The sequence below is a fragment of the Tessaracoccus lacteus genome, from assembly GCF_029917005.1.
GTDB lineage: Bacteria > Actinomycetota > Actinomycetes > Propionibacteriales > Propionibacteriaceae > Arachnia > Arachnia lactea.
The window spans coordinates 1299778-1322714 of record NZ_CP123967.1 but is presented as its reverse complement, the minus strand read 5'-3'; the positions used below and the strand labels follow the sequence as shown (position 1 = coordinate 1322714).

At 71.0% G+C, this 22937-nt stretch carries 22 protein-coding genes and 2 tRNA genes; 12 read left to right on the top strand and 12 right to left on the bottom strand.

The window, feature by feature from the left end:
* Positions 1–136: 136 nt before the first annotated feature.
* From QH948_RS05955 to QH948_RS05940, 4 genes are read right to left on the bottom strand one after another with little or no spacing between them, the layout of a single operon-like run.
* Positions 137–1093, bottom strand: a complete 957-nt coding sequence (locus QH948_RS05955; RefSeq protein WP_281145931.1) for a VWA domain-containing protein — start codon at positions 1091–1093, stop codon at positions 137–139.
* Positions 1090–2055 (bottom strand): VWA domain-containing protein, encoded by a 966-nt coding sequence (locus QH948_RS05950; RefSeq protein ID WP_281145930.1) that lies wholly within the window; start codon positions 2053–2055, stop codon positions 1090–1092. The genes QH948_RS05955 and QH948_RS05950 overlap by 4 nt, the downstream gene beginning before the upstream one ends.
* The gene (locus QH948_RS05945) at positions 2056–3078 is read right to left on the bottom strand and encodes a DUF58 domain-containing protein (protein ID WP_281146148.1); all 1023 of its coding nucleotides are present in this window, start codon (positions 3076–3078) and stop codon (positions 2056–2058) included.
* A 59-nt stretch (positions 3079–3137) separates the two neighbouring features.
* Complete coding sequence (locus QH948_RS05940; protein ID WP_438874125.1) at positions 3138–4280, bottom strand: AAA family ATPase; 1143 nt, start codon at positions 4278–4280, stop codon at positions 3138–3140.
* A gap of 61 nt (positions 4281–4341) precedes the next feature.
* Here QH948_RS05940 and QH948_RS05935 point away from each other — a divergent pair, with 61 nt between their 5' ends.
* The 3 genes from QH948_RS05935 (at position 4342) to QH948_RS05925 (ending at position 5966) form a co-directional block, all read left to right on the top strand.
* On the top strand, positions 4342–5259 hold the full coding sequence (locus QH948_RS05935; protein ID WP_281145928.1) for a hypothetical protein: 918 nt from the start codon (positions 4342–4344) through the stop codon (positions 5257–5259).
* A 38-nt stretch (positions 5260–5297) separates the two neighbouring features.
* A tRNA-Ile gene (locus QH948_RS05930) sits at positions 5298–5374 on the top strand.
* A gap of 124 nt (positions 5375–5498) precedes the next feature.
* Positions 5499–5966, top strand: a complete 468-nt coding sequence (locus QH948_RS05925; protein WP_281145927.1) for a hypothetical protein — start codon at positions 5499–5501, stop codon at positions 5964–5966.
* A gap of 18 nt (positions 5967–5984) precedes the next feature.
* On the opposite strand, the gene QH948_RS05920 is transcribed toward QH948_RS05925, so the two are convergent.
* Positions 5985–6482, bottom strand: a complete 498-nt coding sequence (locus tag QH948_RS05920; RefSeq protein ID WP_281145926.1) for an ASCH domain-containing protein — start codon at positions 6480–6482, stop codon at positions 5985–5987.
* A 195-nt stretch (positions 6483–6677) separates the two neighbouring features.
* Between QH948_RS05920 and QH948_RS05915 the strand changes: the two genes are divergently transcribed.
* The 6 genes from QH948_RS05915 (at position 6678) to QH948_RS05890 (ending at position 13212) form a co-directional block, all read left to right on the top strand.
* Positions 6678–7232: a KH domain-containing protein gene (locus tag QH948_RS05915; RefSeq protein ID WP_281145925.1), complete on the top strand. Its 555-nt coding sequence runs from the start codon at positions 6678–6680 to the stop codon at positions 7230–7232.
* Between the two features lie 128 nt (positions 7233–7360).
* A complete protein-coding gene (locus QH948_RS05910; RefSeq protein WP_281145924.1) occupies positions 7361–8569 on the top strand; it encodes a serine/threonine protein kinase in 1209 nt (402 codons plus the stop codon).
* Positions 8566–8835, top strand: a complete 270-nt coding sequence (locus QH948_RS05905; protein ID WP_281145923.1) for a hypothetical protein — start codon at positions 8566–8568, stop codon at positions 8833–8835. Before QH948_RS05910 ends, QH948_RS05905 begins: the two co-directional genes overlap by 4 nt.
* Before the next feature lie 4 nt (positions 8836–8839).
* Positions 8840–10534: a hypothetical protein gene (locus QH948_RS05900; protein WP_281145922.1), complete on the top strand. Its 1695-nt coding sequence runs from the start codon at positions 8840–8842 to the stop codon at positions 10532–10534.
* Positions 10531–12237 (top strand): hypothetical protein, encoded by a 1707-nt coding sequence (locus QH948_RS05895; protein WP_281145921.1) that lies wholly within the window; start codon positions 10531–10533, stop codon positions 12235–12237. Before QH948_RS05900 ends, QH948_RS05895 begins: the two co-directional genes overlap by 4 nt.
* Before the next feature lie 45 nt (positions 12238–12282).
* Positions 12283–13212 (top strand): ketopantoate reductase family protein, encoded by a 930-nt coding sequence (locus QH948_RS05890; protein WP_281145920.1) that lies wholly within the window; start codon positions 12283–12285, stop codon positions 13210–13212.
* On the opposite strand, the gene QH948_RS05885 is transcribed toward QH948_RS05890, so the two are convergent.
* Both QH948_RS05885 and otsB read right to left on the bottom strand, forming a co-directional pair.
* Positions 13202–13834 carry a bactofilin family protein gene (locus QH948_RS05885; protein ID WP_281145919.1) on the bottom strand — a complete coding sequence of 211 codons (633 nt, stop codon included), beginning with the start codon at positions 13832–13834 and terminating at the stop codon, positions 13202–13204. The genes QH948_RS05890 and QH948_RS05885 overlap by 11 nt on opposite strands.
* A gap of 106 nt (positions 13835–13940) precedes the next feature.
* Positions 13941–14768, bottom strand: coding sequence for a trehalose-phosphatase (gene otsB / locus QH948_RS05880; RefSeq protein WP_281145918.1), 828 nt, complete (start codon positions 14766–14768; stop codon positions 13941–13943).
* 220 nt (positions 14769–14988) lie between these two features.
* Between otsB and QH948_RS05875 the strand changes: the two genes are divergently transcribed.
* Positions 14989–16383 carry an alpha,alpha-trehalose-phosphate synthase (UDP-forming) gene (locus QH948_RS05875; RefSeq protein WP_281145917.1) on the top strand — a complete coding sequence of 465 codons (1395 nt, stop codon included), beginning with the start codon at positions 14989–14991 and terminating at the stop codon, positions 16381–16383.
* Between the two features lie 50 nt (positions 16384–16433).
* Here QH948_RS05875 and QH948_RS05870 read toward each other — a convergent pair whose 3' ends face one another.
* The 3 genes from QH948_RS05870 to QH948_RS05860 form a co-directional block, all read right to left on the bottom strand.
* Positions 16434–17087, bottom strand: coding sequence for a GNAT family N-acetyltransferase (locus tag QH948_RS05870; RefSeq protein WP_281145916.1), 654 nt, complete (start codon positions 17085–17087; stop codon positions 16434–16436).
* A gap of 237 nt (positions 17088–17324) precedes the next feature.
* Positions 17325–17400 (bottom strand) — tRNA-Asn (locus tag QH948_RS05865).
* Between the two features lie 234 nt (positions 17401–17634).
* Positions 17635–18129 carry a hypothetical protein gene (locus QH948_RS05860; RefSeq protein WP_281145915.1) on the bottom strand — a complete coding sequence of 165 codons (495 nt, stop codon included), beginning with the start codon at positions 18127–18129 and terminating at the stop codon, positions 17635–17637.
* A gap of 206 nt (positions 18130–18335) precedes the next feature.
* On the opposite strand from QH948_RS05860, the gene QH948_RS05855 reads away from it, so the two are divergent.
* Complete coding sequence (locus QH948_RS05855) at positions 18336–19172, top strand: sigma-70 family RNA polymerase sigma factor (protein WP_281145914.1); 837 nt, start codon at positions 18336–18338, stop codon at positions 19170–19172.
* Here the strand turns inward: QH948_RS05855 and dnaG are convergent.
* Positions 19169–21010 carry a DNA primase gene (dnaG, locus tag QH948_RS05850; protein ID WP_281145913.1) on the bottom strand — a complete coding sequence of 614 codons (1842 nt, stop codon included), beginning with the start codon at positions 21008–21010 and terminating at the stop codon, positions 19169–19171. The two genes, QH948_RS05855 and dnaG, sit on opposite strands and share 4 nt — an antisense overlap.
* Positions 21011–21081: 71 nt before the next feature.
* On the opposite strand from dnaG, the gene QH948_RS05845 reads away from it, so the two are divergent.
* Positions 21082–21846, top strand: a complete 765-nt coding sequence (locus QH948_RS05845; RefSeq protein WP_281145912.1) for an ABC transporter permease — start codon at positions 21082–21084, stop codon at positions 21844–21846.
* Positions 21847–21852: 6 nt separating this feature from the next.
* Here the strand turns inward: QH948_RS05845 and QH948_RS05840 are convergent, their stop codons facing one another.
* A complete protein-coding gene (locus QH948_RS05840; RefSeq protein WP_281146147.1) occupies positions 21853–22917 on the bottom strand; it encodes an HD domain-containing protein in 1065 nt (354 codons plus the stop codon).
* Positions 22918–22937 lie beyond the last annotated feature (20 nt).

Here is a 22937-nt window from a genome sequence, read left to right as displayed (position 1 = left end):
GACACAAGCTCAGGGAACCGGGGACACAAGCTCAGGGAACCGGGGACACAAGCTCAGGGAACCGGGGACACAAGCTCAGGGAACCGGGGACACAAGCTCAGGGAACCGGGGACACAAGCTCAGGGAACCGGGAGGATCAGGGCCAGCGGGCGCCGAGCGAGATGACGCCCAGTGCAGCGAGGACCGCGAAGATGATCGCCAGGCCTGCGTAGCGGTCGGTGACCTCCGCGGCGACCTGCTCCGTGCCCACGGACTGGCGGATGGCCTCGTAGACCTCGTTCAGCTGCCCCGCCGACGCGGCCGCGTACTTCTTGCCGCCGGAGATGCGGGCGATCTCGCTCAGCTCGTAGTGGTCGACGGCGACGCGCTGGCGCTGCCCGTCCTGCACGACATAGCCGTTGTCCGTGCCGAAGGCGATGGTGTAGACGGGGACTCCCTGTTCCTTGGCCACCTCGGCGGCGCCCGCCGACGAGCGGCCGATGTTGGTGGCGCCGTCGGAGAGCAGCACGATCGCCGCCGGGGCGATCGCCTCCGGATCGTCGGGGTCCTCCGGCACCTGGGTGAGCGCCTCGAGGCTCGTGTAGATGCCCTCGCCCACCGCGGTGGACGGGCCCATCTCCAGCGCATCGATCGCGCGGTCGATCACGTCGCGGTCGACGGTCGGCGGCACGGCGATGGACGCGGTGCCGGCGAACGAGACCAGCGCAACGTTGAACCGCTCCGGCAGGGACTCGACGAACTCCTTCGCCGCCGTCTGGGCGGCCTGCATGCGGTTCGGCGAGACGTCCTCGGCCTCCATGGACCACGAGACGTCGATGGCGACGACCACCGTCGCCCGGTCCCTCGGCTTGTCGACGAGGTCGGTCGGCATCGCCCAGGCCACGATGAGCGACGCGAGGCTGAGCAGCGCGAGCAGCACCGCCCCGTGGCGCTTCCAGGCGGCGTCCTTCGGGACGACGATCCGCAGCCGCGAGCTCATGGGCCGCTGCACGGTGCGACCCGACAGCACCACGTACAGCACGGCGATCACAGGGATCACCACCAGAGCCCACAGGCGGGGCGCGGCGAGGAACTCCATGGCGAGCGGGGTCATCGTGGCCACCTCGCCGCCATGAACACCGCGCCGAGCGCCGCGACGACCGCGAAACCGAGCGCGATGGACGCGTAGGTCGCGGTGATGGGCTTCGACACTTCCTCGTACCCCAGGACGGAACCAATCTGCCGGTAGGCGTCCTTGAGCGAGGTGAGGTCGTCGGCGGCGACTGACTTCCCGCCTGTGGCGGTGGCGATCTGCTCCAGGGCCTCCGGGTCCGGCGCGACGTTCTCGCGTTGCCCGTCGACGTCGACGTACCCGTTCTCGGTGCCGTACGCGATGGTGAAGATCGGGATCTCCCGGTCGCGGGCCTCAGCGGTGGCCTCCGTCGCCGACGCGCCCTCGGTGTTGGTGCCGTCGGAGAGCATCACGATCATCGCGGGCGCCTCCTCCTCATCGTCGCCGACGGGGGCCTGGTCGACCGCCTTCAGCGCCTGCGTGATGGAGTCGCCGATCGCCGTCCCGTCGCTCAGCTGGAGCGCCTCGATCGCGCGCTGGGTGGCGCCCCGGTCGGTGGTCGGCGGGATCGCGATGGACGGGTCACCGTCGAGGCCGACGACGGCGACGTTGAAGCTGCTCGGCAGGTCGTTCATAAACGCGACGGCGGCGGTCTGCGCGGCGGCCAGCCGGTTGGGGCTGACGTCGGTCGCTGACATCGACAGGGACGTGTCGACGACGAGCACGACCGTCGCCCGCTCCCGGGGCTGCTTCTCGACGCCCAGGGGATTGGCGTAGGCCAGGCCCAGCGCGATCAGCGAGGCGAGCGACATCGCCACGAACAGGTGCCGGGTCCAGCGACGCTGCGATCCGACGATGCGGCCGAGCACGCCGGTGTTGGTGTAGCGCAGCGCGACGCGGCCCTTGAGCCGCAGCAGGATCAGGTACGCGATGATCAGGACGGGCAGCAGCACCAGTGTCCACAGCCGGTCCGGGTTCTGGAAGTCGGGGATCCAGTCGAGCATCTAGCGGCTCACCCCCTGCGGCGGCTGGTGCAGCATGCCGGCGACGCGGCGGTAGTTCAGCACGAAGCGCGCGATGTCGGCCACCCAGTCGCGGTCGGTGCGCAGCTGGATGTGCCCGGCGCCGGCGCGGCGCAGCGCGAGCCGGACACGGTCGCGCTGTGCCTTGGAGGCGGCGTCCATCCGTCGGCGGGCGGCGTCGTCGGAGGTGTTGACGTAGCGCGCGAACGACGTCTCCGGGTCGCGGATGAGCATCTCGCCGACGTCGGGGAACTCCAGCTCGTGCCGGTCGACGACCTCGATGCACAGCACCTGGTTGCGCACCGACAGGCGGCGGATCGCCCGCTCCCACGGCGGCGGGACCTCGGGGTCGAGCTCGGCGTCGCCCGGGGTCAGGAAGTCGGAGACGACGACCCGCATGCCGCGGCGACGCTGCGAGCGGTTGAGCTGTTCGATGCCGTCCGCCAGTTCGAGGTCGCCGGGCGCGTGGTCGGCGACGATCGGCTCGGTCAGCATCTTGCGCAGCAGCCCGTACAGGGCGGTGCGGCCGGAGCGGGCCGGCAGCCTCTTGACCTGATCGGGGCGCATCATCATGCCGCCGAACCGGTCGCCCATCTTCTGGCTGAGGAAGCCGATGGTGGCGATGGCCGCGATCCCGAGGTCGCGCTTGGTGATGCCCTCGGTGCCCCAGTTCATCGACGGGGTCACGTCGAGCAGCGCCCAGACCTCCAGCTCGCGGTCCGCCATGGTGTCGCGGACGTGCGGGACGGTGGTGCGGGCCGTGACGGCCCAGTCAATCTTTCGGACGTCATCCTGGCCGGGCTGGTAGACGCGGGCGTCGTTTGTGTCGGACCCGGGGCCGGGGAGCAGGCCGAGGTGGTCGCCGTGCAGAAATCCTTCGAGGCGGCGCACGATGGTGAGCTCGAGGCGGCGCAGCGCGGCCTCGGGGGCCAGCTTGTTCAGCGGCACCGTCGGCCCGGTCGGGACCCGGAGCACCGAAAACTCGGCGCCCTGCGGGTCGGGCACGGCGAGCCTCGGCCCCTCGGGGGGGCCGTCGAGGCTGAATCCGGGTCGGGCCACGGGTCTCAGTTGTGGCCGGGCTGGTGGGCGTGCTGCTGGTGGCTGGCCTGGCGCTGCTGGTCGTTCCACACCGGCGTCGGGGCGGGCACCATCGCCAGGATCCGGTCGACGACGTCGGTGACGGAGACGTTGTCGGCCACCGCGTCGAAGCCGAGCACGATGCGGTGCGCCATCACGTCGCGGGCCACGGCCTGCACGTCGGTCGGGAGCACGTAGTCGCGGCCGTTGATCAGGGCCAGAGCACGGGACGCGGCCACCAGCCCGAGCGTGGCGCGCGGCGAGCAGCCGATCTGGATGACGCTGGTGAGGTCGGGCATGTTGAAGTCGGCCGGCGTGCGGGTCGCGAGTACCAGCCGCACGATGTACTCAGCGACCAGGTTGTGCACGAAGACGTTGCTCGCCATGTCCTGCAGGTGGCGCACCACGGCGGGGTTGAGCACGACGTCGGCCTCGGGCGGGGAGACGCTCATGCGACGCAGGATCTCGAGCTCCTCGTTGCCGCGCGGGTAGGGCACGTCGACCTTGAGCAGGAAGCGGTCTCGCTGCGCCTCGGGCAGCGGGTAGACGCCCTCGGACTCGACGGGGTTCTGCGTGGCGATGACGATGAACGGCTTGGGCGCCGGGTAGGTCCTGCCCGCGATGGAGACCTGCTTCTCGGCCATCAGCTCGAGCATGGCGGACTGCACCTTGGCGGGCGCGCGGTTGATCTCGTCCGCCAACACGAAGTTCACGAAGACGGGTCCCAGTTCGATCTCGAAGCTCTCGGCCTTCGCGGAGTAGATGCGGGTGCCGACGATGTCGGACGGCACCAGGTCGGGCGTGAACTGCACGCGGGCGAAGTCGCCGCCGACCACGGTCGCGAACGAGCGGACGGCCAGCGTCTTGGCGACGCCGGGGACGCCCTCGAGCAGGCAGTGGCCCTTGGCCAGCAGCGCGACCATCAACTGCTGCACCATGTGCTCCTGGCCGACGATGACGCGCTGCACCTGGGAGATGGCCTTGCCCAGGAGCGTTGCTGCATCCGCGACGCTGGTGGGCAGCTGGGAATCTGGCGCCTGCGGTGTGCTCACGCGGTCACTCCTTGGGATGTGTCGTCGGGTCCGCCACAACGATAGCGCCCCCACACCAGCACACCGTCGCGGCGACATCGGGTCCACGGCGGCCGCGATGAGGGGCGGCCACTTGGCCCGGTGTGGTTCGATAGTCCCGATGAGCAACGAGTCAGTCCCCGACGACGGCACCGGTTCCGCCCCGCTGGCGACGCATGCACCGTTGCTGGACACGGACCCGGTCAAGGTCGGCGACTTCTGGCTCGACGCCCGCCTCAACGCGACCCCTGCCGGGACCACGTACGTGGCCCACGAGAGTGGCGGCGACGCCGTCATGCTGATCCTGCTCTCGGCCGGCGCGGCGCGGGACGCGGCGGCGAGGTCGCGGTTCTCCGGCGAGATCAATGCCATGCACATCGACACCGTCGTGGCCCGCGGGGGCCAGGACCAGGACGAGGGTCTCCTCAAGGTCCGGTTCCGGCCCGAGGACGACGACCCGACGCTGGTCGGTCACACCCCACTTGCCCCGTGGGCCGCCCTCGCCTTCGACGGGTCCGCCGATGCCGCCCGCGAGGCCATGCGGGTGCTGCGCGCCATCGACCTGATGATGTCGCCTCCGCTCAGCGAGCCGTCGGGGCCGGACTACAAGCTGCACTGGATCGACGACACCGCCACGGGCACGACCCGCGTGTGGCCGCTTTCCTGGCCGGGCCGCAAGGACCGCGCCGGCTGGATCACCATCCTGGTCTCGTTCCTGCTGATGGCGCTGATAGCGGCGCTGGCGCTGCTGCTCGCGATCCTCGTGTTCCAGAACCAGCCGCTCGTCAACGCTCCCCAGCCGATCCCGTCGTCAGCCGAGGGGTCCGGCGGTTCCGGATCCCCGAGCGGCTCGCCCTCCGAGGGTTCCGGCTCCCCGTCAGGCTCGGCATCCGGGTCGCCGTCCCCGTCGGGCGGCTCCCCCAGCGGCAGCCCGTCGCCCGGCGACGACAACAACCCGTACTCGCACTCACCGTCGATGAACATCCCGAGCGGCTCGCAGTCCGGCCCCGGCGACCCGTCTCCCAACCCCAAGCTCTGACGATCCGGCGCTGGCCCGCTAGGGTTGGGGCCGCACGAGGGGCGTTAGCTCAGCCGGTTAGAGCAGCGGACTCATAATCCGCCCGTCGCGGGTTCGAGCCCCGCACGCCCCACCATCTCCGCCGCCACAACAGCACGCTGGTGCTTCCCCGAGTGGACCTCGCGTCGAGACCGGGCGATCGCCCGCGCACACGCTCTGGTCCCAGTAGCCTCCCGAGTATCGAACCAGGAGGTCTTCTCATGAGACGACGCATTCCGCTGGCGCTGTCGGCGATCGTGCTCGCTGGGCTGGCAGCCTGCACCGCCGCACCCGTGGCGACAGACCCGCCGAGCTCGACGGGAGCCTCGACGCCGGTGGCTTCGCCGACGGTCTCCCCCACCGGCGCCTCCTTCGAGGTGCCCGAATCCCCCTGCGCCGAGGCGGTCGCGTACGCGGAAGCTGGGGACGGTGAGGTGGGGACCCATGTCGGTCCGGCCACCGACGGCAGCTACGTCGTGCGCGCGGCCTGCGTGGGGGTAGACCGCATCAGCTACGAGCTCGTCGTTGACGACACACCCATCTCGTCCGCGACCTTCGACTGCGGGGGCGAAGTCGTCAACACCGCCTTCTCCGGCAGCGCAGAGAGTGTGATGATCCGGTTCCCCGACCCGCCAGCGCAGGCGGAAGCTCTCGCGGAGGTGATCCCCGAGGACGCCCTTGGCCGCTGACGGCCGAGGGCGTCGGCGTCACAGGAAAGGCAGCTGCTCGCAGACCTTCTCGACGAGGTGGCGGTCAGGGCGCGCGAGGCCCAGCCCGAGGCGCCCGATCCGCGGGATGGGCTGCGGCAGCGGGTGGGGGTCCGTGAGCACGAGGTGCAGGAAGGACCTGAGCGCCCACGGCGAGCACATCTCCAGAGGGCGGCCGTACTGGTCCTCACCACACCAGGAGGCGTCGTGGACGTCGACGAGCCTGACGACACCGATGACGGCCTCGTACTCGAACTGGCGGTCGGCGTCGACCCACTGAGGGGGGACGGCGGGCAGGAGGCCGAGGGCCTCCTCATCGGGCGTCCTGGCGGCGTGGATCGCCACCCAGCCCCGGTACCCGCTGGTGGGGATGATCCGGTTCTCGACATCCTTGTGTTCGTGCAGAATCTGCCAGGCCCAGGGTTGGCGAACGCTCAGCAACCGCATCTCAGGCAGGCCCGTCCGGCGGGCAGGTGCGAAGGCGGCGGCGGTACTCACGGTGATGATCCTCCTTGATCGATACGAGTCCCCGGACATCGCCGCGGGGACCGAATCGCCTGGGACGTCGATGTCCCGGGTCGACGGCATCCTCGCCACCATGTCCACTACCCAATGTAGTTGATCGGGACGCGTCTCGTGCCCCCGGGGCGCGGTGGCCTAGCATCGGAGGCCGGATCGACCCCGAGGAGAACGATGCCCCCCACCGAGGTGCTGCTTGTCGCGCTGCTGATCGCCGTGCTGGCGCTCGTCGCGCTACGTCTCCTGCGCCGCCCGACGCGCCCCACCGCGCCGACGCGGCCGGCCGTCCCCCGGCTGCCCGCCGGTGCCGAGGTCCGGTGGACGACCCACGCGCGTGAGCGCATGTCCCAGCGCGGGGTCTCGATCGACAACGTCCGCGCCGTCGTCACCAGGCCCGAGCGGGCCGTGGCGGACGCGGCCGAGGGCAGCGTGCGGCTGGAGCGCGACCTCGGCGGCCGCACGCTGAAGGTGTGGGTCGTCGCGCCCTGGCCTCCCGAGCGGGAGGCGGTCGTCAAGTCGACGGCATGGGCCGACTACACCGGCGAGGTGACCGTCCCCCGCGCTTCCCTCGGGCGGGTGATCGGGAAGGGCGGAGCCACCATCCGCGGCATCCGCAGCGCCCACGACGCACGCATCGTGCAGGACGGCACCACCTTCCGCATCAGCGCCGACGACGCGGACAGCGTGCGGCGGGCCCAGCAGAGCATCCGCCGGGCCGCGCGGATCTGATTGACGGTGCACGGCGTCCGGTCAGGGCTTCCCCTGACCGGACCCGGGATCGTACCGCGGGCCCCTGGGTTGGCACCCGCCGGGCAGCGCGGATCCAGTAGCCTTGCCCGAGCAGACGGGGAGGCGCGTTGATATCAGAGCATCCGCACACGATCATCGGCGGCCGGTGGAGCATCTACGGGCTTCCGACCCGCGGCGGCATGAGCGTGCTGTTCCCAGCCGTCGACGGCGCCGGCACAAGGGCGATGATCAAGTTCTCGAAGGTCGACGCCGACGAGTCCATGCGCGCCAGATTCGAGGCCGAGGGGCGGGCGCTGCTCGCCGCACCGAACCCGAACACCGTGCGGCTGATCGATTCCGGGATGGACGTCCACCCCCAGGCCAGCTCGCGGACCCCGGTCCCCTACCTCGTGCTGGAGCACGTCGACGGCGTCACGCTCGACGAGCGGATGCGCCTGACAGGGCCGATGGGCTGGGACGAGGCGGCCGGCATCGCCGTCGGGGTCCTGAACGGCCTCCAGCACCTGCACGCAGCCGGCATCATCCACCGCGACCTGTGCCCACGCAACATCATGATCGGGCCCGATGGTCACGCGACCATCATCGACCTCGGCATCGCCCTGAGCCCGTCGTCCTCGCCGCGGCTCACGGAGGTCGGCTCCGTGATCGGCAAGTGGAGGTACATGTCGCCCGAGCAGATGGACGCGTGCCCCGTCGACCCTCGCACGGACCTGTACAGCCTCGCCGTGGTGCTCTTCGAGCTGCTCAGCGGCCGCCACCCGTTCCCCGTCGGTGACTCCCCCGCGACGATGCGGGCGAAACAGTCGCCCGACTGGAGTGCGATCTTCCAGTCCTTCCCCGGATCAGCCGCCGTCGGGCAGCTGCTGATCACGGCGTTGTCGCCTCGCCCCGAGGACCGCTACCCGACCGCCGCTTCGATGTCCGACGCGGTGCTGCACGTTGCGTCGTTCGGCGGCACCGCGACGCAGACCATCGCGTCCGACACCGCGACGACCCTCAGGGCAGCCGGGCCGGGCCCGCAGGGGACGCAGGTGCTGCCGACCGATTTGGCGCACACCCGGGTCGAGGCTCCCCTTGCCGTCCCGACGGCGTCGGCGATCGAGCTCGTCAGCGACGAGAACCGCGCCGTCTTCGACAGGGCTGTCACGGCAGCCCGGGAGCGGATCGACCGGCACGCGGCCGTGTTCCAGGCGACGATCCGCGGGGCTCTGGAGGAACGCTTCCGACGAGACATCCGCCGCTCTCTCCCGCCGACCATCGCGCTGGGCGTGATCGTCGCGATCATCGCCTTTCTCATCACCTGGGGGATGCCGTGAAGACCCTCGACAGGCTCATCGACTACCTGTTCCGCACCGTCGTCCCCGACGACTACCCCTTCTCGGGCGCCGACGACCGTGCCGTCAGGACCCGGCTGACGACCCCGTCGCGGACGTCGCAGCTGGCGGTCGACGCCTACCTCAGGGAGAAGGAGGCCCCGCTGCGGACCGGACGCCGCTACCTGCAGGCGATCCTTGTGCTCGCCATGGGCGTCGCCGGCCTCGTGCTCGGCTGGGTCGCGCACCTCATCGGCTGGGCGGGCTGAACCGATGACGGCGTGCTACTTCTGCGGCCACGAGGACGGCGAGTGGCTGACCCTGCTCGTCTGCCAGGTCGGCCACGCCCAGACGTTCCGCCTGTTCCACACGGCCACCGGCCAGCGGGAGGGCATGGGCCGGTGGGATGGGTCGGGCGAGCCGAACCAGCGCTGGACGATCTGCCGCCTCGGCCACATGCGGCCGCGCCCGATCGCGCAGCCCGGGAGGCGCCGCGCCTGGCACCAGCGGCTGGTCGCCTGGGTCCTGCGCGCCGACGCCGCCCCAACCGACGCGCCCGCCGAGCCGCTGCGGGAGTCGCCCAACGTCATCCGCCTCCTCGGCTCCACGGGCAGTGGGAAGTCGCAGCTCGTCCGGGCGCTGCGCTTCGAGGCCCAGACGCCCGACCCGACGTTCTGCATGATTGAGGGGATCTCGGCCTCGGCCATCGACATCGACCGGCTGCCCAGCCCCGCCGAGGGGCCGACCCTCGACGACGGAGCGCTGCTGCCGACGACCAGCTTCGACAAGACAGCGCGCGACACCCTCCAGAACTACCTCGCCTATCTGGGCGGCTGGGAGCAGGCGCAGGAGCTCGACGACCTGCTCGCGCGCCTCCTGCCCTTCGCCACCGGCGAGGAGATCCGCGACTGGGGCAGCGTGCGCACCCCCTACGTGCTCACGACGTACCAGGAGCGCGGCGGGGCCACCGCCAAATCCATCACCCCCATCATCGACCTGCCCGGCGAGATCGTCCGTCACCTCTCCGGCGGCACCGGCTCCGACGAGCCGCTCCCTCCCATGTCCCGCAGCGACCTCGCGCAGCTGAGCTACACCCACCAGTTCGTCGCCGTGATCGACTGCATGTCGCTGGGCGGCGTCTTCGGCGCGCTCGACCCGACGGAGCGGGAGGCCGCCCTGCGCAAGAGGTCGAACGTGACCCCCGAGGTGGCCCACCGGATGAGCCGCAAGGAGACAGAGTCCCTGCTGGTCTTCCTGCAGTCGATGGGCAGCGTCGCCGACGGGGCGACCCGCAGCATCCCGCTCACCCTGTGCCTGGCCAAGTCCGACGCGCTGCACCGCATCCTGGCCCGCCGCCAGGTCGGCCACCACGGCCTGGACCGCTGGTCGTTCCTCTGGGCCGAGGCCACCGACAAGGCTGCCTCGCTCAACGCCTTCGTCGAGGCCGGGGCCGCCGCGCTCGTCCACCTCTGCGGCTTCGACGGGGCACGGACCGCGGCGGCCGACCGTCTGCTGCAGCCCATCTCCGCCCTGCCAGGAGGGCAGCGGTTCGCGCGGGCGATGGCGCTGTCAGCGTCGCTGCTCGCGGACCTCGGGGACTCCGGGGCGTTCCACCGGCTGATCGTCTCCGAGGGGCCGGTGGACCTCAACCTGCCCGGCGGCGGCATCGTCTCCATGGAGAGCGCCCGCGACTACTGGTTCCTGTCCACCGCCGGCTTCGACCTCATGGCCCGCGATGTCGCCTGCTCCGTCCTCGTGCAGGCGCTGCTCGCCACCGACTACGGCCGGGACCGGGTCGCAGGGATCAGCGCCCACAGCTCACACCTGCGCTTCGCGCTCACCAGCACCCGCGAGTTCCTCCCCGGCGACGGCCCCGTCCGTGCGGACGACGACCCACGGGCCAGGCTGGCGGAGAACTCCGGCGTGCTCCAGGTGCTGGCCGACGTCCTGCAGGGGGCGCTGAGATGAGCGGCGACTGGACGCTGCAGACGAAGTCGGACACCGGGGCCGGCTACCACCCCAACGCCGACCTCTCGTCGGCGATGATCGACGGCCCCACCAGGTCGCTGTTCGGGTCACTCGAGCAGAGCTACCGGCAGCTGCCCGTCGCCGACGGGGCGCTGGAGGCCCTGTACGTGCTGACGTGGCGCTTCAGCCCGGAGGCGGGAGCCTGGCTGACCGTGCTCCAGGGCTCGGGCGGGCGGTACGGCAACGCCGGCGCGACGCAGTTCGCGCTCGCCCCTGCCGGCTGGACGATGGCCGACTGCGTGACGAGGGCGCTGGCCGACGTCGAGGTCGGCGGCTGGCTGAGTCCACTGCATGACGGAGGCCCGACTGCTCCGCCGCGGTGCCGCCCCGACGAACTCCTCCGGCTCCTCGCGACGCTGCTCGACCAGCCCACACCGCCTGCGCTCACCGTCGTCGAGACCGCGTCGCCGGCGGCGCTGTTCGCCGCCGCTTCCCGCGCACTGCCGGAGGGGACCCTGCGGCGCACCGCCTGGTCCACGTCGGCCACGGTGCGTCGGCCGGGCCGGGACGGCCCGCTGATCAGCGGACCCTGGCCAGCAGACCTCGCGGCCCGATACCCGGAGGAGCACGCCGCCTTCCTCAAGCTCGCCGCCGCGTCGACCGGCGCGCCTCCACAGCCGCCGAAGGCCGTCATCTGGGCAGCGCGGGAGGCATCCGCCGGTCGCCACCCTGGTCGGCTCGTCGACGCCGCCGACCCGCTCGAGTGGGCCGCGGCACTGGAGTACCAGCGGCCGCTGACCGACCGCGAGGCGGCAGGCCTGCTGCGCTCGGACGCGTTGGTCGAGGCCGACCGCCAGCGGTGGACTGACGGCGGGCACGCGGCGAAGCTCGTGGCCAGGGACCCCGCCTGGCTGGGACCGCTGCTCGGGCACCGCATGACCTGGGTCGCCGAGGGCGTGGCCGACGTCGTGACCCGGGAAGCGCCCTGGCCCGAGCTGGTCCGGCTGCAGAAGGCCGCCGTCCGGCGGGGACGGACCGCCCCCGCGGCCCTGCGGTCGCTGGCGCCTGTCGACAGGGCCCGGCTGGCCCGCGACGTGCTCGACGGCAGCACGGCGCCTGAGCTCCGCGCGGCCGCGCCGTGGCTGGAGGCCCTCGGCCTGGACAGGTCAGGCAACGACGACCTCTTCCCCCCCGGCCGCTCCGACGTCGCCGCCCAGCTGCGCGCCGCCCCCCGCAACGTCGCCGGGGCTATCGAGTTCGCCCGTGGGGAGGCACGCTGGGACGAGGAGCTGGCCGCCCTCATGGAGGCCGCCCCCGCGGCCAGGCTCCACCTGCTCGTCGCCCTGGCGCCGTCGAACGCCCTCGCCAGCTTCCTACGGAAACACCCAACGGCCCTGGCTCCGGACGAGGTGCCCGACCTGATCGTGGCAGCGGAACGGTTGCAGGGCCGGCTGAAGGATCCCGACCGCTTCGTCGTCTCGCTGCTCAGGCAGCTGCACTCCGCCTCCGGCGAGGAGACACCACTGCTCGCCGAACCGTTCACGGACCAGCAGTCGGCCGCGGCCCTCCGCCTCATGCTGGGTCTGCCGCAGCGGGCACCCGCGCGCCGGGCGCCGCGGTGGCTGGTCGCGCTCATCTGCGCCTCGACCGGGCTCGTCGTCGGCATCCTGCTCGGCTGGCTCGTCCTCGGAGGGCTGCTGTAGGCGGCGATGCGTCACTAGTGTGGGGGCCAGACGTAAGGAGTCGTTATGAGGATTCTCATTGTCGGGGCCGGGGCCACCGGAGGCGCGTTCGGAGCGAGGCTGATCCAGGCCGGGCGCGACGTCACCTTCCTGGTGCGGGAGCACAGGGCAGAGCAGCTGCGCAGCGACGGACTGGCGTTCTCCGCCCCGGACGTGACGACGCGTCTCGACGTGCGGTGCATCACCTCGGTGGCGCAGGGCGACGTCTACGACCTGATCATCGTCGCGGTGAAGGCCCCTGCCCTCGACGCGGTGATCGGCACGATCCGCCCCGCGGTCGGCGACGACACCCTGATCCTCCCCCTGCTCAACGGCATGCGCCACATCGAATCGCTGGTGGAGGTGTTCGGGGCACGCGTGCTGGGCGGGCTGGTGAAGATCGTGGCCACGCTCGACCGCAACGCCCAGGCGGTCCAATTGACGACGCTCAGCTCCATGACGCTCGGACGGCTCGACGGCGGCGATGTCCCCGACGCGGTCCGCGAGGCGCTCGACGTGCCCGGCATCCATCTGTCCGTCAGCGGCGACATCATCGGGCGGCTGTGGGAGAAGTGGGCCTTCATCGCCGCGGCGGGCGTGGTGTCCTGCCTGTTCCGCGGGGAGGTCGGCGACATTCTCGAGGCGGGCGGCGAGGAGCAGATCCTGCGGGCCATCGAGGAGTGCGAGCGGGTGGCCGCGGCCGCCGGCCACACCGTCGGTCGGCACGGCCATGAGGGTTCGGTCGCCATGCTGACGGAGCCCGGCTCGCACTTCACGTCGTCGCTCTACCGGGACCTCAGGCTCGGCGACCCGCTGGAGGCCGAGCACATCCTCGGCGACCTCGCGCATCGGGCGAGGTCGGTGGGGGTGCCGACGCCCCTGCTGGACGCGGCCCTGCTGCAGGTGCGGACCCATCGCGTCGCGCGGGCCCGCACCTCGGCCGGGATCAGCGCCTGACGCGGGACCCGGAGCCGGACTCGACGACGCTGCCGTCGACGTCGTAGCCGCGGTAGGTGAGCAGGTTGCCGGCGTCGTACTCGCGGGCGCTGCCGTCGATCTCGGCGGCCGAGTGGAGCGTCAGGTTGCCGGAGTTGCGCTCGGTGACGCTGCCGTCGACCTCTCCGTAGACGCGCAGGCCGCCCTCCCCCTTCTCGGTGATGGAGCCGTCGATCTCGCCGGAGAGACGGATGATGACGCCGCCGTGGTCGGCCTCGGAGATGCCGCGGTCGATGCTGCCGGAGACGCGCACGTTGCCCGACCCAGTCTCGGTGACCTTGCCGTCGACCTCGCCGACGACGATGACGGAGCCGCTGCCGGTCTCGGTCACGTTGCCCTCGACCTCGCCGGTGCGCCCAACGGTGATAGTGCCGTTGCCGGTCTGGCGGACGTTGCCGGTGACCTTGCCGTTGATGGTGAGGTTGCCGTCGCGGACGATCAGGTCGCCACGGATGACGGTGCGGGCGGCGACGGTGTAGCTGCCCTTCTTCTCGGTGGTTGGGGCCGCGCTGGCGGTCATGGGAACGAGGGTGGCCATCAGGCCGATCGCGGCGGTGCCGGCGAGGATGCGGGAGGTCTTCATCGTGGTGCCTTTCGTGAGCCGCGGAAGCTGCCTTCCGCTGTGATGGCTTCATCCTGTCGGCCATGCATGAGACGCCAGTGACGCCGTTGTGAGAGACCTCTCATGTTCATCGCAGGCGCTCGGCGAGGGTCTTCAGCCAGGCGGCGACCCCGTCGGGACCGTCGGCCAGCACGTCGGCCCGGGCCGCCAGGACCGCCTGTTCAGCCGAGGCGCTGACGACGCGGCAGGTGGCGACGCCCTCGCCGGCCAGCTCGTCGAGGAGGTCGAAGGCGGGCAGGTCGCCGAGGTCGTCGCCGCAGAACGCGACGGCCGTCGCGCGGGTCTCGGCGACCAGGCCGCGCAGGGCGTCGCCCTTGGTGACGGTGGAGGCACGCAGCTCGAGCACGCTGCGGCCTGGCTCCAGCGTGAGGCCGTGACGCGCCGCGATCCCGTTCAGCGGCCCCTCCAGCGCGGCGAAGGACTCGTGCGGGGAGACCGCGCGGCGGGTGTGGACGCCCAGCGCGCGCCCCTTGTCCTCCAGGTGGACGCCGGCGAAGCGGTAGTCGGCCAGCAGGTCGACGATCTCGGCGCGGGCCTCGTCGATCCCGTCGGGCACGTCGGCGGGGGTCTCCTCGCCCGTCGACGCGTCCCAGCGCTCGGCGCCGTACTGTCCGAGTACGACGACATTCTCGAGCCCCTGTCGCTCGTCGAGCCTTCCGAGTTCCCGCACCGTCGTGACGCCACGTCCGGTGACGATCGCGATGCGGCCCACCCGGGGGCCGAGCATGGCAAGGGCGTCGGCCGCGGCGGGCAGCAGACGGGAGTCGGTGGGGTCCGGCACGATCGGCGCCAGGGTGCCGTCGAAGTCCATGGCGACCAGGGTTCGGGCCGGGTCGGCCACCGCCTTGTCGAAGAAGGCGGCGGCGTCGTCGGTGCGGAGCTCGAAGTCACTCATGGGCTCCAACCTAGCCAGCCTCCGGGCACCTGCCGCCGCGAACTCGATGAGCACGACACACTGGTCACGGCCGGAATCGGCCGATTTCGGGCCGTTTTCCGCGATGAGAAGTGTGTCGTGCTCATCCACGCGTCCGGCGCTGCGTCTCACCCGGTTCGCCGGGAAGCACCGACAGGCCTTGACGGGTCGATAGGGTGGAACGCAACCAGGAGGTTCACCAGTGAACAGAGATGCCCAGTTCGTCGTCGTCGCCAACCGTCTGCCAGTCGATAGGGTCGTGGCCGACGACGGGAGCGTCGACTGGCGCACATCTCCGGGCGGCCTGGTGACAGCCCTCGAGCCCGTGATGCGCAAGCAGGGCGGCGCCTGGATCGGCTGGCACGGCGCACCCGACGAGGAACTCGACCCGTTCGACCACGACGGCTACCAGATCGTGCCGATCCCGCTCAGCCAGCAGGAGTTCGAGGAGTACTACGAGGGATTCTCCAATGCCACGCTGTGGCCGCTGTACCACGACACCGTGGCCTTCCCCGAGTTCCACCGTGAGTGGTGGGACGCATATGTGGAGGTCAACCGTCGGTTCGCGGAGCGGACCGCGGAGGTCGCGGCCGAGGGCGCGACGGTGTGGATCCAGGACTACCAGCTGCAGCTGGTGCCGCAGTTGCTCCGCGAGATGCGGCCCGACCTGAAGATCGGCTTCTTCCTGCACATCCCGTTCCCGCCCATCGAGATTTTCCTGCAGCTACCGTGGCGCGAGCAGATCATCCAGGGGCTGCTCGGCGCCGACCTCGTCGGCTTCCAGGTGCCGGGCGCCGCGTCGAACTTCCGGCGGCTGGTCCGCAAGCGGACCCGTCTGAAGCTCGACCGTGACCGCGTGCTGCTCCCCGGCCACGCGTGCAACGTGAAGGCCTACCCCATCTCCATCGACACCGAGGGGTTCATCGAGATGGCGCAGGACCCCGACGTCGTCGCCGAGTCCGATGCGCTGCTCGAGGAGCTCGGGCATCCCAAGGTGGTGCTGCTGGGCGTCGACCGCCTCGACTACACCAAGGGCCTGCGGCAACGGGTCCGCGCGATCGGCGAGCTGTTCGAGGAGGGGCGCCTCGACCCGGCCGATGTGGTGTTCATGCAGATCGCCACGCCGTCGCGGGAACGGGTCGACGAGTACCGGCGGCTCCGCGACGACATCGATCAGCTGGTCGGCCGCATCAACTCGGAGGTGGGCGGCATCGGGCGCCCGCCCATCGTGTACCGGCACGCCAGCTTCCCCCGCACCACGATGGCAGCGATGTACCGGATCGCCGACGTGATGGTCGTCACCCCGCTCGCCGACGGCATGAACCTGGTGGCCAAGGAGTACGTCGCGTGCCACCCGAATACCAGCGGCGCCCTCGTGCTGAGCGAGTTCGCAGGCGCCGCACAGGAGTTGCGCCAGGCCTACCTGGTGAACCCTTACGACCTCAACGGGCTCAAGGAGTCGATCATGCGGGCCGTCACCGACCCGCGAATAGTCAGGCAGCGCCGGATGCGGGCGTTGAAGAAGCAGGTGCTCGCCAACACGATCGACAGCTGGGCCGACAGCTTCCTCAACGACCTCCGCGAGCTCACGTCGTAGCCCGACCGCATCGGACCTAGCGTTGCAGAGGCCGTTCGCCTGCGCGTGACTCAGTCGACGAGGTCGATGAAGTGCCGGAAGGCGACCACGCCAGCGAAGGTCACGGGTTCGGTCGGCCGGTTGAACTGCTCCGCGGTCATCCGGAAGTACACCTCCTCGGCCGGCTCTCCGAGTCGCTCGACCGGGCGCTGGTCGAAGCGCTCGTAGCCGACCTTCTCACTGACGCGCTGGCTGACGGGGTTGTCGAGGAAGGCCTCGGTGCGGCACTGGGTCGCGCCCAGTACGTCGAAGGCGAAGGCACAGACCATCTGGCGCATCACGGTACCGGTCCCCCGGCCCTGGTGTGCGAGCCCGAGCCACGAGCCGGTGTGCACGATCCGGGTCGTCGGGAACTGCGTCGCCCGGAGATCCTGGCAGCCGACGAGCTGCCCGCCCCGCCGCACGACCATCAGCAGCTGCCAGCTCTCCGGCCGCGCGGAACCCCACGTGTCGAAGTAGAACTGCGCGGCGCTGAGCCTCAACTCCGCGGGTGGAAGGAGCGCCCAGTTCGTGACGAACGGGTATCCGGTGTCGGGCCGCACGGTGCCGGCAATGGCCAGCTCGACCAGCTCCGGCACGACGTCGGGCGTCAGGGCGCTCAGTTCGACGTCGCCGCAGCGGATGGCCACCCCGAAGGGTGGATAGATCTCTGACCAGGTTCTCACCCGCCCGACGTTAGCGCCGCGTCTCCCCCGCCGCCACGATCCCCGTCCCCCACCCGAAAAACGTTCAGTGGTCGATTCTCCCCGGTCCGGCAACGAGTTTCGCCCCCAGCCCATGCAACCTCTGTCGCATCGGCCACCTGGAGTCGTTGCCTGCGTTCTGGGCCTCGCGGCTCACGGCCCGGGCTCTGCATAAAAAACGCTCCGACAAGCGGTTATGCTTGTCGGAGCGGTCTTCAATGGCTCCCCGGACTGGACTCGAACCAGTAACCCTTCGATTAACAGTCGAATGCTCTGCCAATTGAGCTACCAGGGATCAGCGCCCTCGCGCGAGATAAAACTCTAGCAGACCCCGCGCGGGACACGCCAATCGGCCAGGCGTCACCGTCGCCGACCCCGGAACAGCGGAGGCAGTGTGCGATTCTCGGACCGTACCGGGGAGAATCGACCACTGAACGATTTTCGGGTCGGAGGTGAGGCCCGGGTCCGGTCGGAGGTGAGTCCCGGGTCGGGTCGGAGGTGAGCCGGGGTCGGGCCGGGAGGTTCGGGGTCAGAAGTACTCGGCCCGCAGGCGGTCGGTCTCGGCCACGATGGCCGCTCGGGTGGCGTCGTCGAGGAGGTCCGCGCCACCCGAGGGGACGGCGTAGAAGCGGACGGTCTCGTCGGCTCCGAGGCCGCGGCGGCCCACCACCTGGACGTGTCCCGGGTCGGTGGCGATCACCGACTGCACGACGGTGGACGCCTCGATCCGCTCACGGAACAGCTGCGGCAGCCGGTTGGCGTCCTCGAGCACCACCTCGTGCTCGTCGGCCTCGACGGTGCGCCAGCGGAAGGTCTTCGACTCACCCTTCCAGGAGCCGCCTGCGATCGTCTCCCACGGCCAGCTGGTCCACGTTCCGTCGACGCACAGCGCGAGCTCCTCGTGCGTGCCGACCAGCACCGTCGAGCCCTCGCCGGTCCCGAAGGCGAGCGGCTTGACCGCGTGTCCAACCGCCTCGGCGAGGCCTGCGAAGTGGTCGGGGGTGGAGCGTCGAAACAGCGGCATGTCCCCATTCTGCCCGACCCCCGAAAGCGGGCAGAGCCGCTGCACCGCGGGAGGTCGGGCCGGAGCCGACCGCAGGGCAACGGGCGAATCGACCGGCGCGAACCGACTGCGCGCCTGTGGAGAAGTCGTGTTGTCCGTCGTGGAGTTCTCCACACCCGCCAACACCCCGGCGCCGCGGCCACCGTCGCGCAGCAGTATCTCCTGCCATGAGCACAACCACCCTGGATTTCCCGATGGTCACCCTCCTGCCCGGAGAAGACACCCACCTCGCCCTGGCCGTGGAGGCGGGCGTGTACGCGGCGACGTTGCCGGAGCGGCGTGAGCTCCGCGCGATAGTCGCCGCCGGAGACGAGGCCCGCGAGCGGCTCTGGTGGGCCGGGGTCCGCACCGCCGCCTCGCTCGCCTACCGACATGCGGCCCGTAGCGGCCTTCCGGTCGACGATGTCCTCCAGGACGCGTGCGTCGCGGTCTCCGAGGCTGTCTGCACCTGGGACTGCCGCAGAGGCGCCTCGTTCACGACGCACGTGTACCACCTCGTGAGTTTTGCCATGCAGAGCGTCGGCCGCCATAGGGGCGGTTCCTGGTCCTCCAGCAAGGGTGACCGGCGCGCGGCGCGGGTCGTCGCGGACGAGCACTCACGCCTCGCCGAGCGGGGCATCCGGCTGGCCCCGCACGAGATCGCGGCCCTGGCCGGCGTGTCCGCGACGGCGGCCGCGAGGGGCGCGACGATGATCGTCGGCCTCCCCGATGAACCGCTCGCCGACCCCGACGCAGCCCTCGCCTTTCACCGGATCGACGAGCTGGGCACTGACTTCCTCGAGCTGCTGCATCCCCGGCATCGCACGATGCTGAAGCTGAGATTCGGCCTCGACGGCCCCGCCCACACTCTCCAGGAGGCCGCGGCCGTCCTGGGAATCTCGTCGTCCACGGCGCTGCGGGTGCACCAGGGCGCGCTGCGGGCGGCCCGCCGGATCCTCGAGGAAGAGCGGACGACGGCGCTTCGGAGCCGCGGCGCGTCGCTCGATGATGAGGGCTGCGCCTAGCCCAGCGAGACGCTCTGCAGCTTCTTGCGCAGCATCTCCAGCTCCGTCAGCTGCGCGAACTGGGCGCGGTGTCCCGTGGGGTCCTTCAGCGGATCCGTGCGCTGCAGCCGCGACTTCACCTGAGCGATGTCGCGGGTCACATGCGTCAGCCGCAGCCGGGAGCTGTAGGCCAGCGAGTAGCCCTCGTCCGGCACCCGCAGCAGAGGCTCGACGAGCAACGCGACCAGCAGCTGGCGCACCAGGTCGTTCGGCGCCTGTGAACGCAGCTGATCCGTCCATCCCTCCCCGAACGGGACCGAGCTGATCAGCCGGAACACCGCCTGGTAGCCGGGATGCGTGAAGTCGTCGGCCGTCACCGCGTTCCAGGCCGTGTCGAACGTGAGGGGGAACTGCAGCATCAGCTTGAGCGTGTCGCGCTCCAGCCTGAGTGCCGGGTCGTCGGGCCGAGGCCAGTCGGGGTCCGGGCTCGAGGCCGCGTCCTCCGGCGGAGGCTCGTTGCGCGGCGGCTCAGCGTGCTGGCCCCGGCGGGCGACCCGCTGCGCCTCGCGTCGCACGTCCTCGACGTCCATCCCGAGCACCCCGGCAAGCTCGCGGAGGTACTGGGTCACGAGCGACTGGTCGCGGATGGAGCCGACCAGCTCGGCGCCCTCACGGGCAGCCGACAGCCTGCCGTCGGCGCGGTCCAGGTCGTAGCTCTTGGCGATGTTGCTCATCACGAAGCGGTACAGCGGCACACGTCTCGCGACCAGCTCCCGGACCGCGGCGTCGCCCTGCTGCATCCTCAGATCGCAGGGGTCCAGCCCGCTCGGCTCGACCGCGACGTACGTCTGGGCCGTGAAGTTGTGGTCCCCCTTGAAGACCTTCAGAGCCGCGGCCTGGCCGGCCTTGTCGCCGTCGAACGTGAAGATGACCTCGCCGTGCAGGCCATCGGAGCTGCCCATCAGGCGCTGCAGAAGCCGCGCATGGTCCTCACCGAACGCGGTGCCGCACGACGCGACGGCGGTCGTGACCCCCGAGAGGTGCGCGGCCATCACGTCGGTGTAGCCCTCGACGATCACGGCCTGCGACCTGCGGCCGATCTCGCGTCGGGCAAGGTCGAGCCCGTAGAGGACGTGCGACTTCTTGTAGACCGGCGACTCCGGCGTGTTGATGTACTTGGCCGGCAGCCGGTCGTCGTCGTAGATGCGGCGCGCGCCGAACCCGAGGACGGCCTGCGCCGAATCGCGGATGGGCCACAGCACGCGGCCGGTGAAGAAGTCCCGGCCACCGTCGCGGATCAGCCCGGCGGCCTTGAGCACCGTGTCGTCGAAGCCCTTGCCGCGCAGCGTCTGGCGTAGCGCCTGCCCGTGCCGCGGCGCGTAGCCGACGGTGAACTGCTGCGCGGCCGCCCGGTCGAAGTCGCGGCCGTTCAGGAAGCGACGCGCCTCCACCGCCTCGGCGGAGTCGAGCTGGCCGCTGAAGAACTCCTGGGCCGCCTGGTTGGCCTCCAGCACCCGTTTGCGGAGCCCCGGCTGCTGGCCGGGCTGGCCGTCGTCGTCGATCCGCAGCACGATGCCTGCACGGTCGGCGAGCACCTGCACCGCCTCGACGAAGGACAGGTTCTGCTGGCGCTGGAGGAACGTGATGACGTCTCCGCCCTCGCCGCAGCCGAAGCAGTAGTAGAAGCCGCGCGACGGGGTGACGGTGAAGCTGGGGGTCTTCTCGTCGTGGAACGGGCACAGTCCCTTCAGGGACCCGCCGCCCGCGTTCCGGAGCTGCACGTAGCCGCGGATGACGTCGTCGATTCGACTGCGCTCACGGATCTGGGCGATGTCCTCCTCGTTGATTCGACCCGCCATGCTGCGAAGTGTAGTGGCACCCTCCCAGGCCCCATGACAGGAGCCTCCGGCGCAGCAGTAGGGTGCCTGTCATGACGGTGGAACTCGGCTGGCCCCTGGCGGTGGCGCTCCTGGCGCTCGTCGCGCTGGGCATGACCGTGGCCCACCTGGCTCGCCTGCCCGTGCGCGCGGCGATCGGCTGGGCCGCGGTGCGCGCGGGTCTGCAGCTGATGGTCGTCTCGCTGATCGTCGGCGTGGCACTGTCGAACCCGTGGCTGGCGTTCGCGTTCGTCGCGTTGATGTTCACCGTCGGCGTGATCACCACCGGCCGCCGCACGGGCCTGAAGGGGATCCGACCGCACCTGGCCGCGGCGCTGGCGATGGCCTCGGGAGCCGTTCCGGTGCTGGCCATCATCTTCCTCGGCGGCACCGCGCCGCTGACGGGTCCTGCGATCGTGCCGATCGCCGGCATCATTGTCGGCAACATGATGACGGTGCACACGCTGGTGGGCCGGCGCTCCTTCGACGAGTTGCGGCAGCACGTCACCGAGTACGAGGCGTGGCTGTCGCTGGGGTTCACGCGGGACAGGGCGATCTCCGGCGTGGTCTCCCCCACACTGCACGAGTCGCTGCTCCCGGCGCTGGATCAGACCCGCACCGTCGGACTGGTCTCGCTGCCGGGCGCCTACATCGGCGTCCTGTTGGGCGGCGGCGACCCGTGGGCGGCCGCGGCGGCACAGGTGCTGGTCCTGGTGGGCATCAACGCTGCCCAGGTGATCGTCGTGACACTCGCGCGGGCCCTGATGGCAGCAGGCTGGCTGCTGCCTTCCGACCTGCAGGAGCGACTGCATCCCTGAGGGCCGTCAGGCTCCGCGGCCGATGTAGCGGGGCAGCCGCCTGGGGTCCCAGCCGAGCAGCAGGCGCGCCCGTTCGAACGCGAAACGGTCCGTCATGCCACCGACGTAGGCGACAGCTCCGTGCATCAGGTTGGCGCGCGTATACTCCGGCGGCAGGGAATCGGGGTTCTCGAGGTAGTAGTTGACCAGATCGCGCAGCACCGCGACGACCGTCAGCGACTGGGCGACGGCCTCCTCACGGGTGTAGATCCGCTCGTAGTTGAAGCGACGCAGCTCCGCGAGTGCCTCCGCCGTCACCTTGTCCATGCCGACGGTGCCGGTCGCGGCCGTCGTGTCGATCACCGCGTTGATGAACGTGGCGAGCTGCTGGCTCCGTCGCGTGCCGGCCACCTCGCGCACGATCGGGGGCACGTCGTCGATCGTGACGATGCCCGCGTGGATGGCGTCCTCGAGGTCGTGAGCGCAGTAGGCGATGCGGTCGGCCCAGGAGACGATCTCCCCCTCCACCGTCAGCGGTGCGGGGCGCGACCAGGAGTGGTTGCGGATGCCGTCGAGCGTCTGGACCGTGAGGTTCAGGTCGGCCAGGACGACGTCGGCCCCCCACGGGCCGTGGTCGTAGCCCTCCGTGATGAACTCGTCGAACGCGTCCTCGGAGGCGTGGCCGCCTGGTCCGTGGCCGCAGTCGTGGCCGAGCGCGATCGCGTCGGTCAGCGTGACGTTGACGCCGATGCCCCGCGCCATCGCGACGGCGGCCTGGGCCACCTCGAGCGCGTGCGTCAGGCGGGTGCGCTGGTGGTCGGTCGGGTAGACGACCACCTGCGTCTTGCCGGCCAGCCTGCGGAAGGCCGCGGAGTGCACGATCCGGTCGCGGTCACGCTCGAAGCAGGTGCGCAGCGGGTCGGGTTCCTCCTCGCGGGCCCGCTCACCCGAGCCGCGCGAGAACGCCGCCTCCGGCACCAGTGTCAGCCGTTCGAGTTCCTCTCGGGTCTCCCGGCCGCGTGGCTCGCGGGGCGAGACGCGCGCCCGCGAGGCCGAGTGGGCGACGGTGACGTCCGAGCCGTGGCCGTGCATCGTCTCGGCCCAGGCCCGTG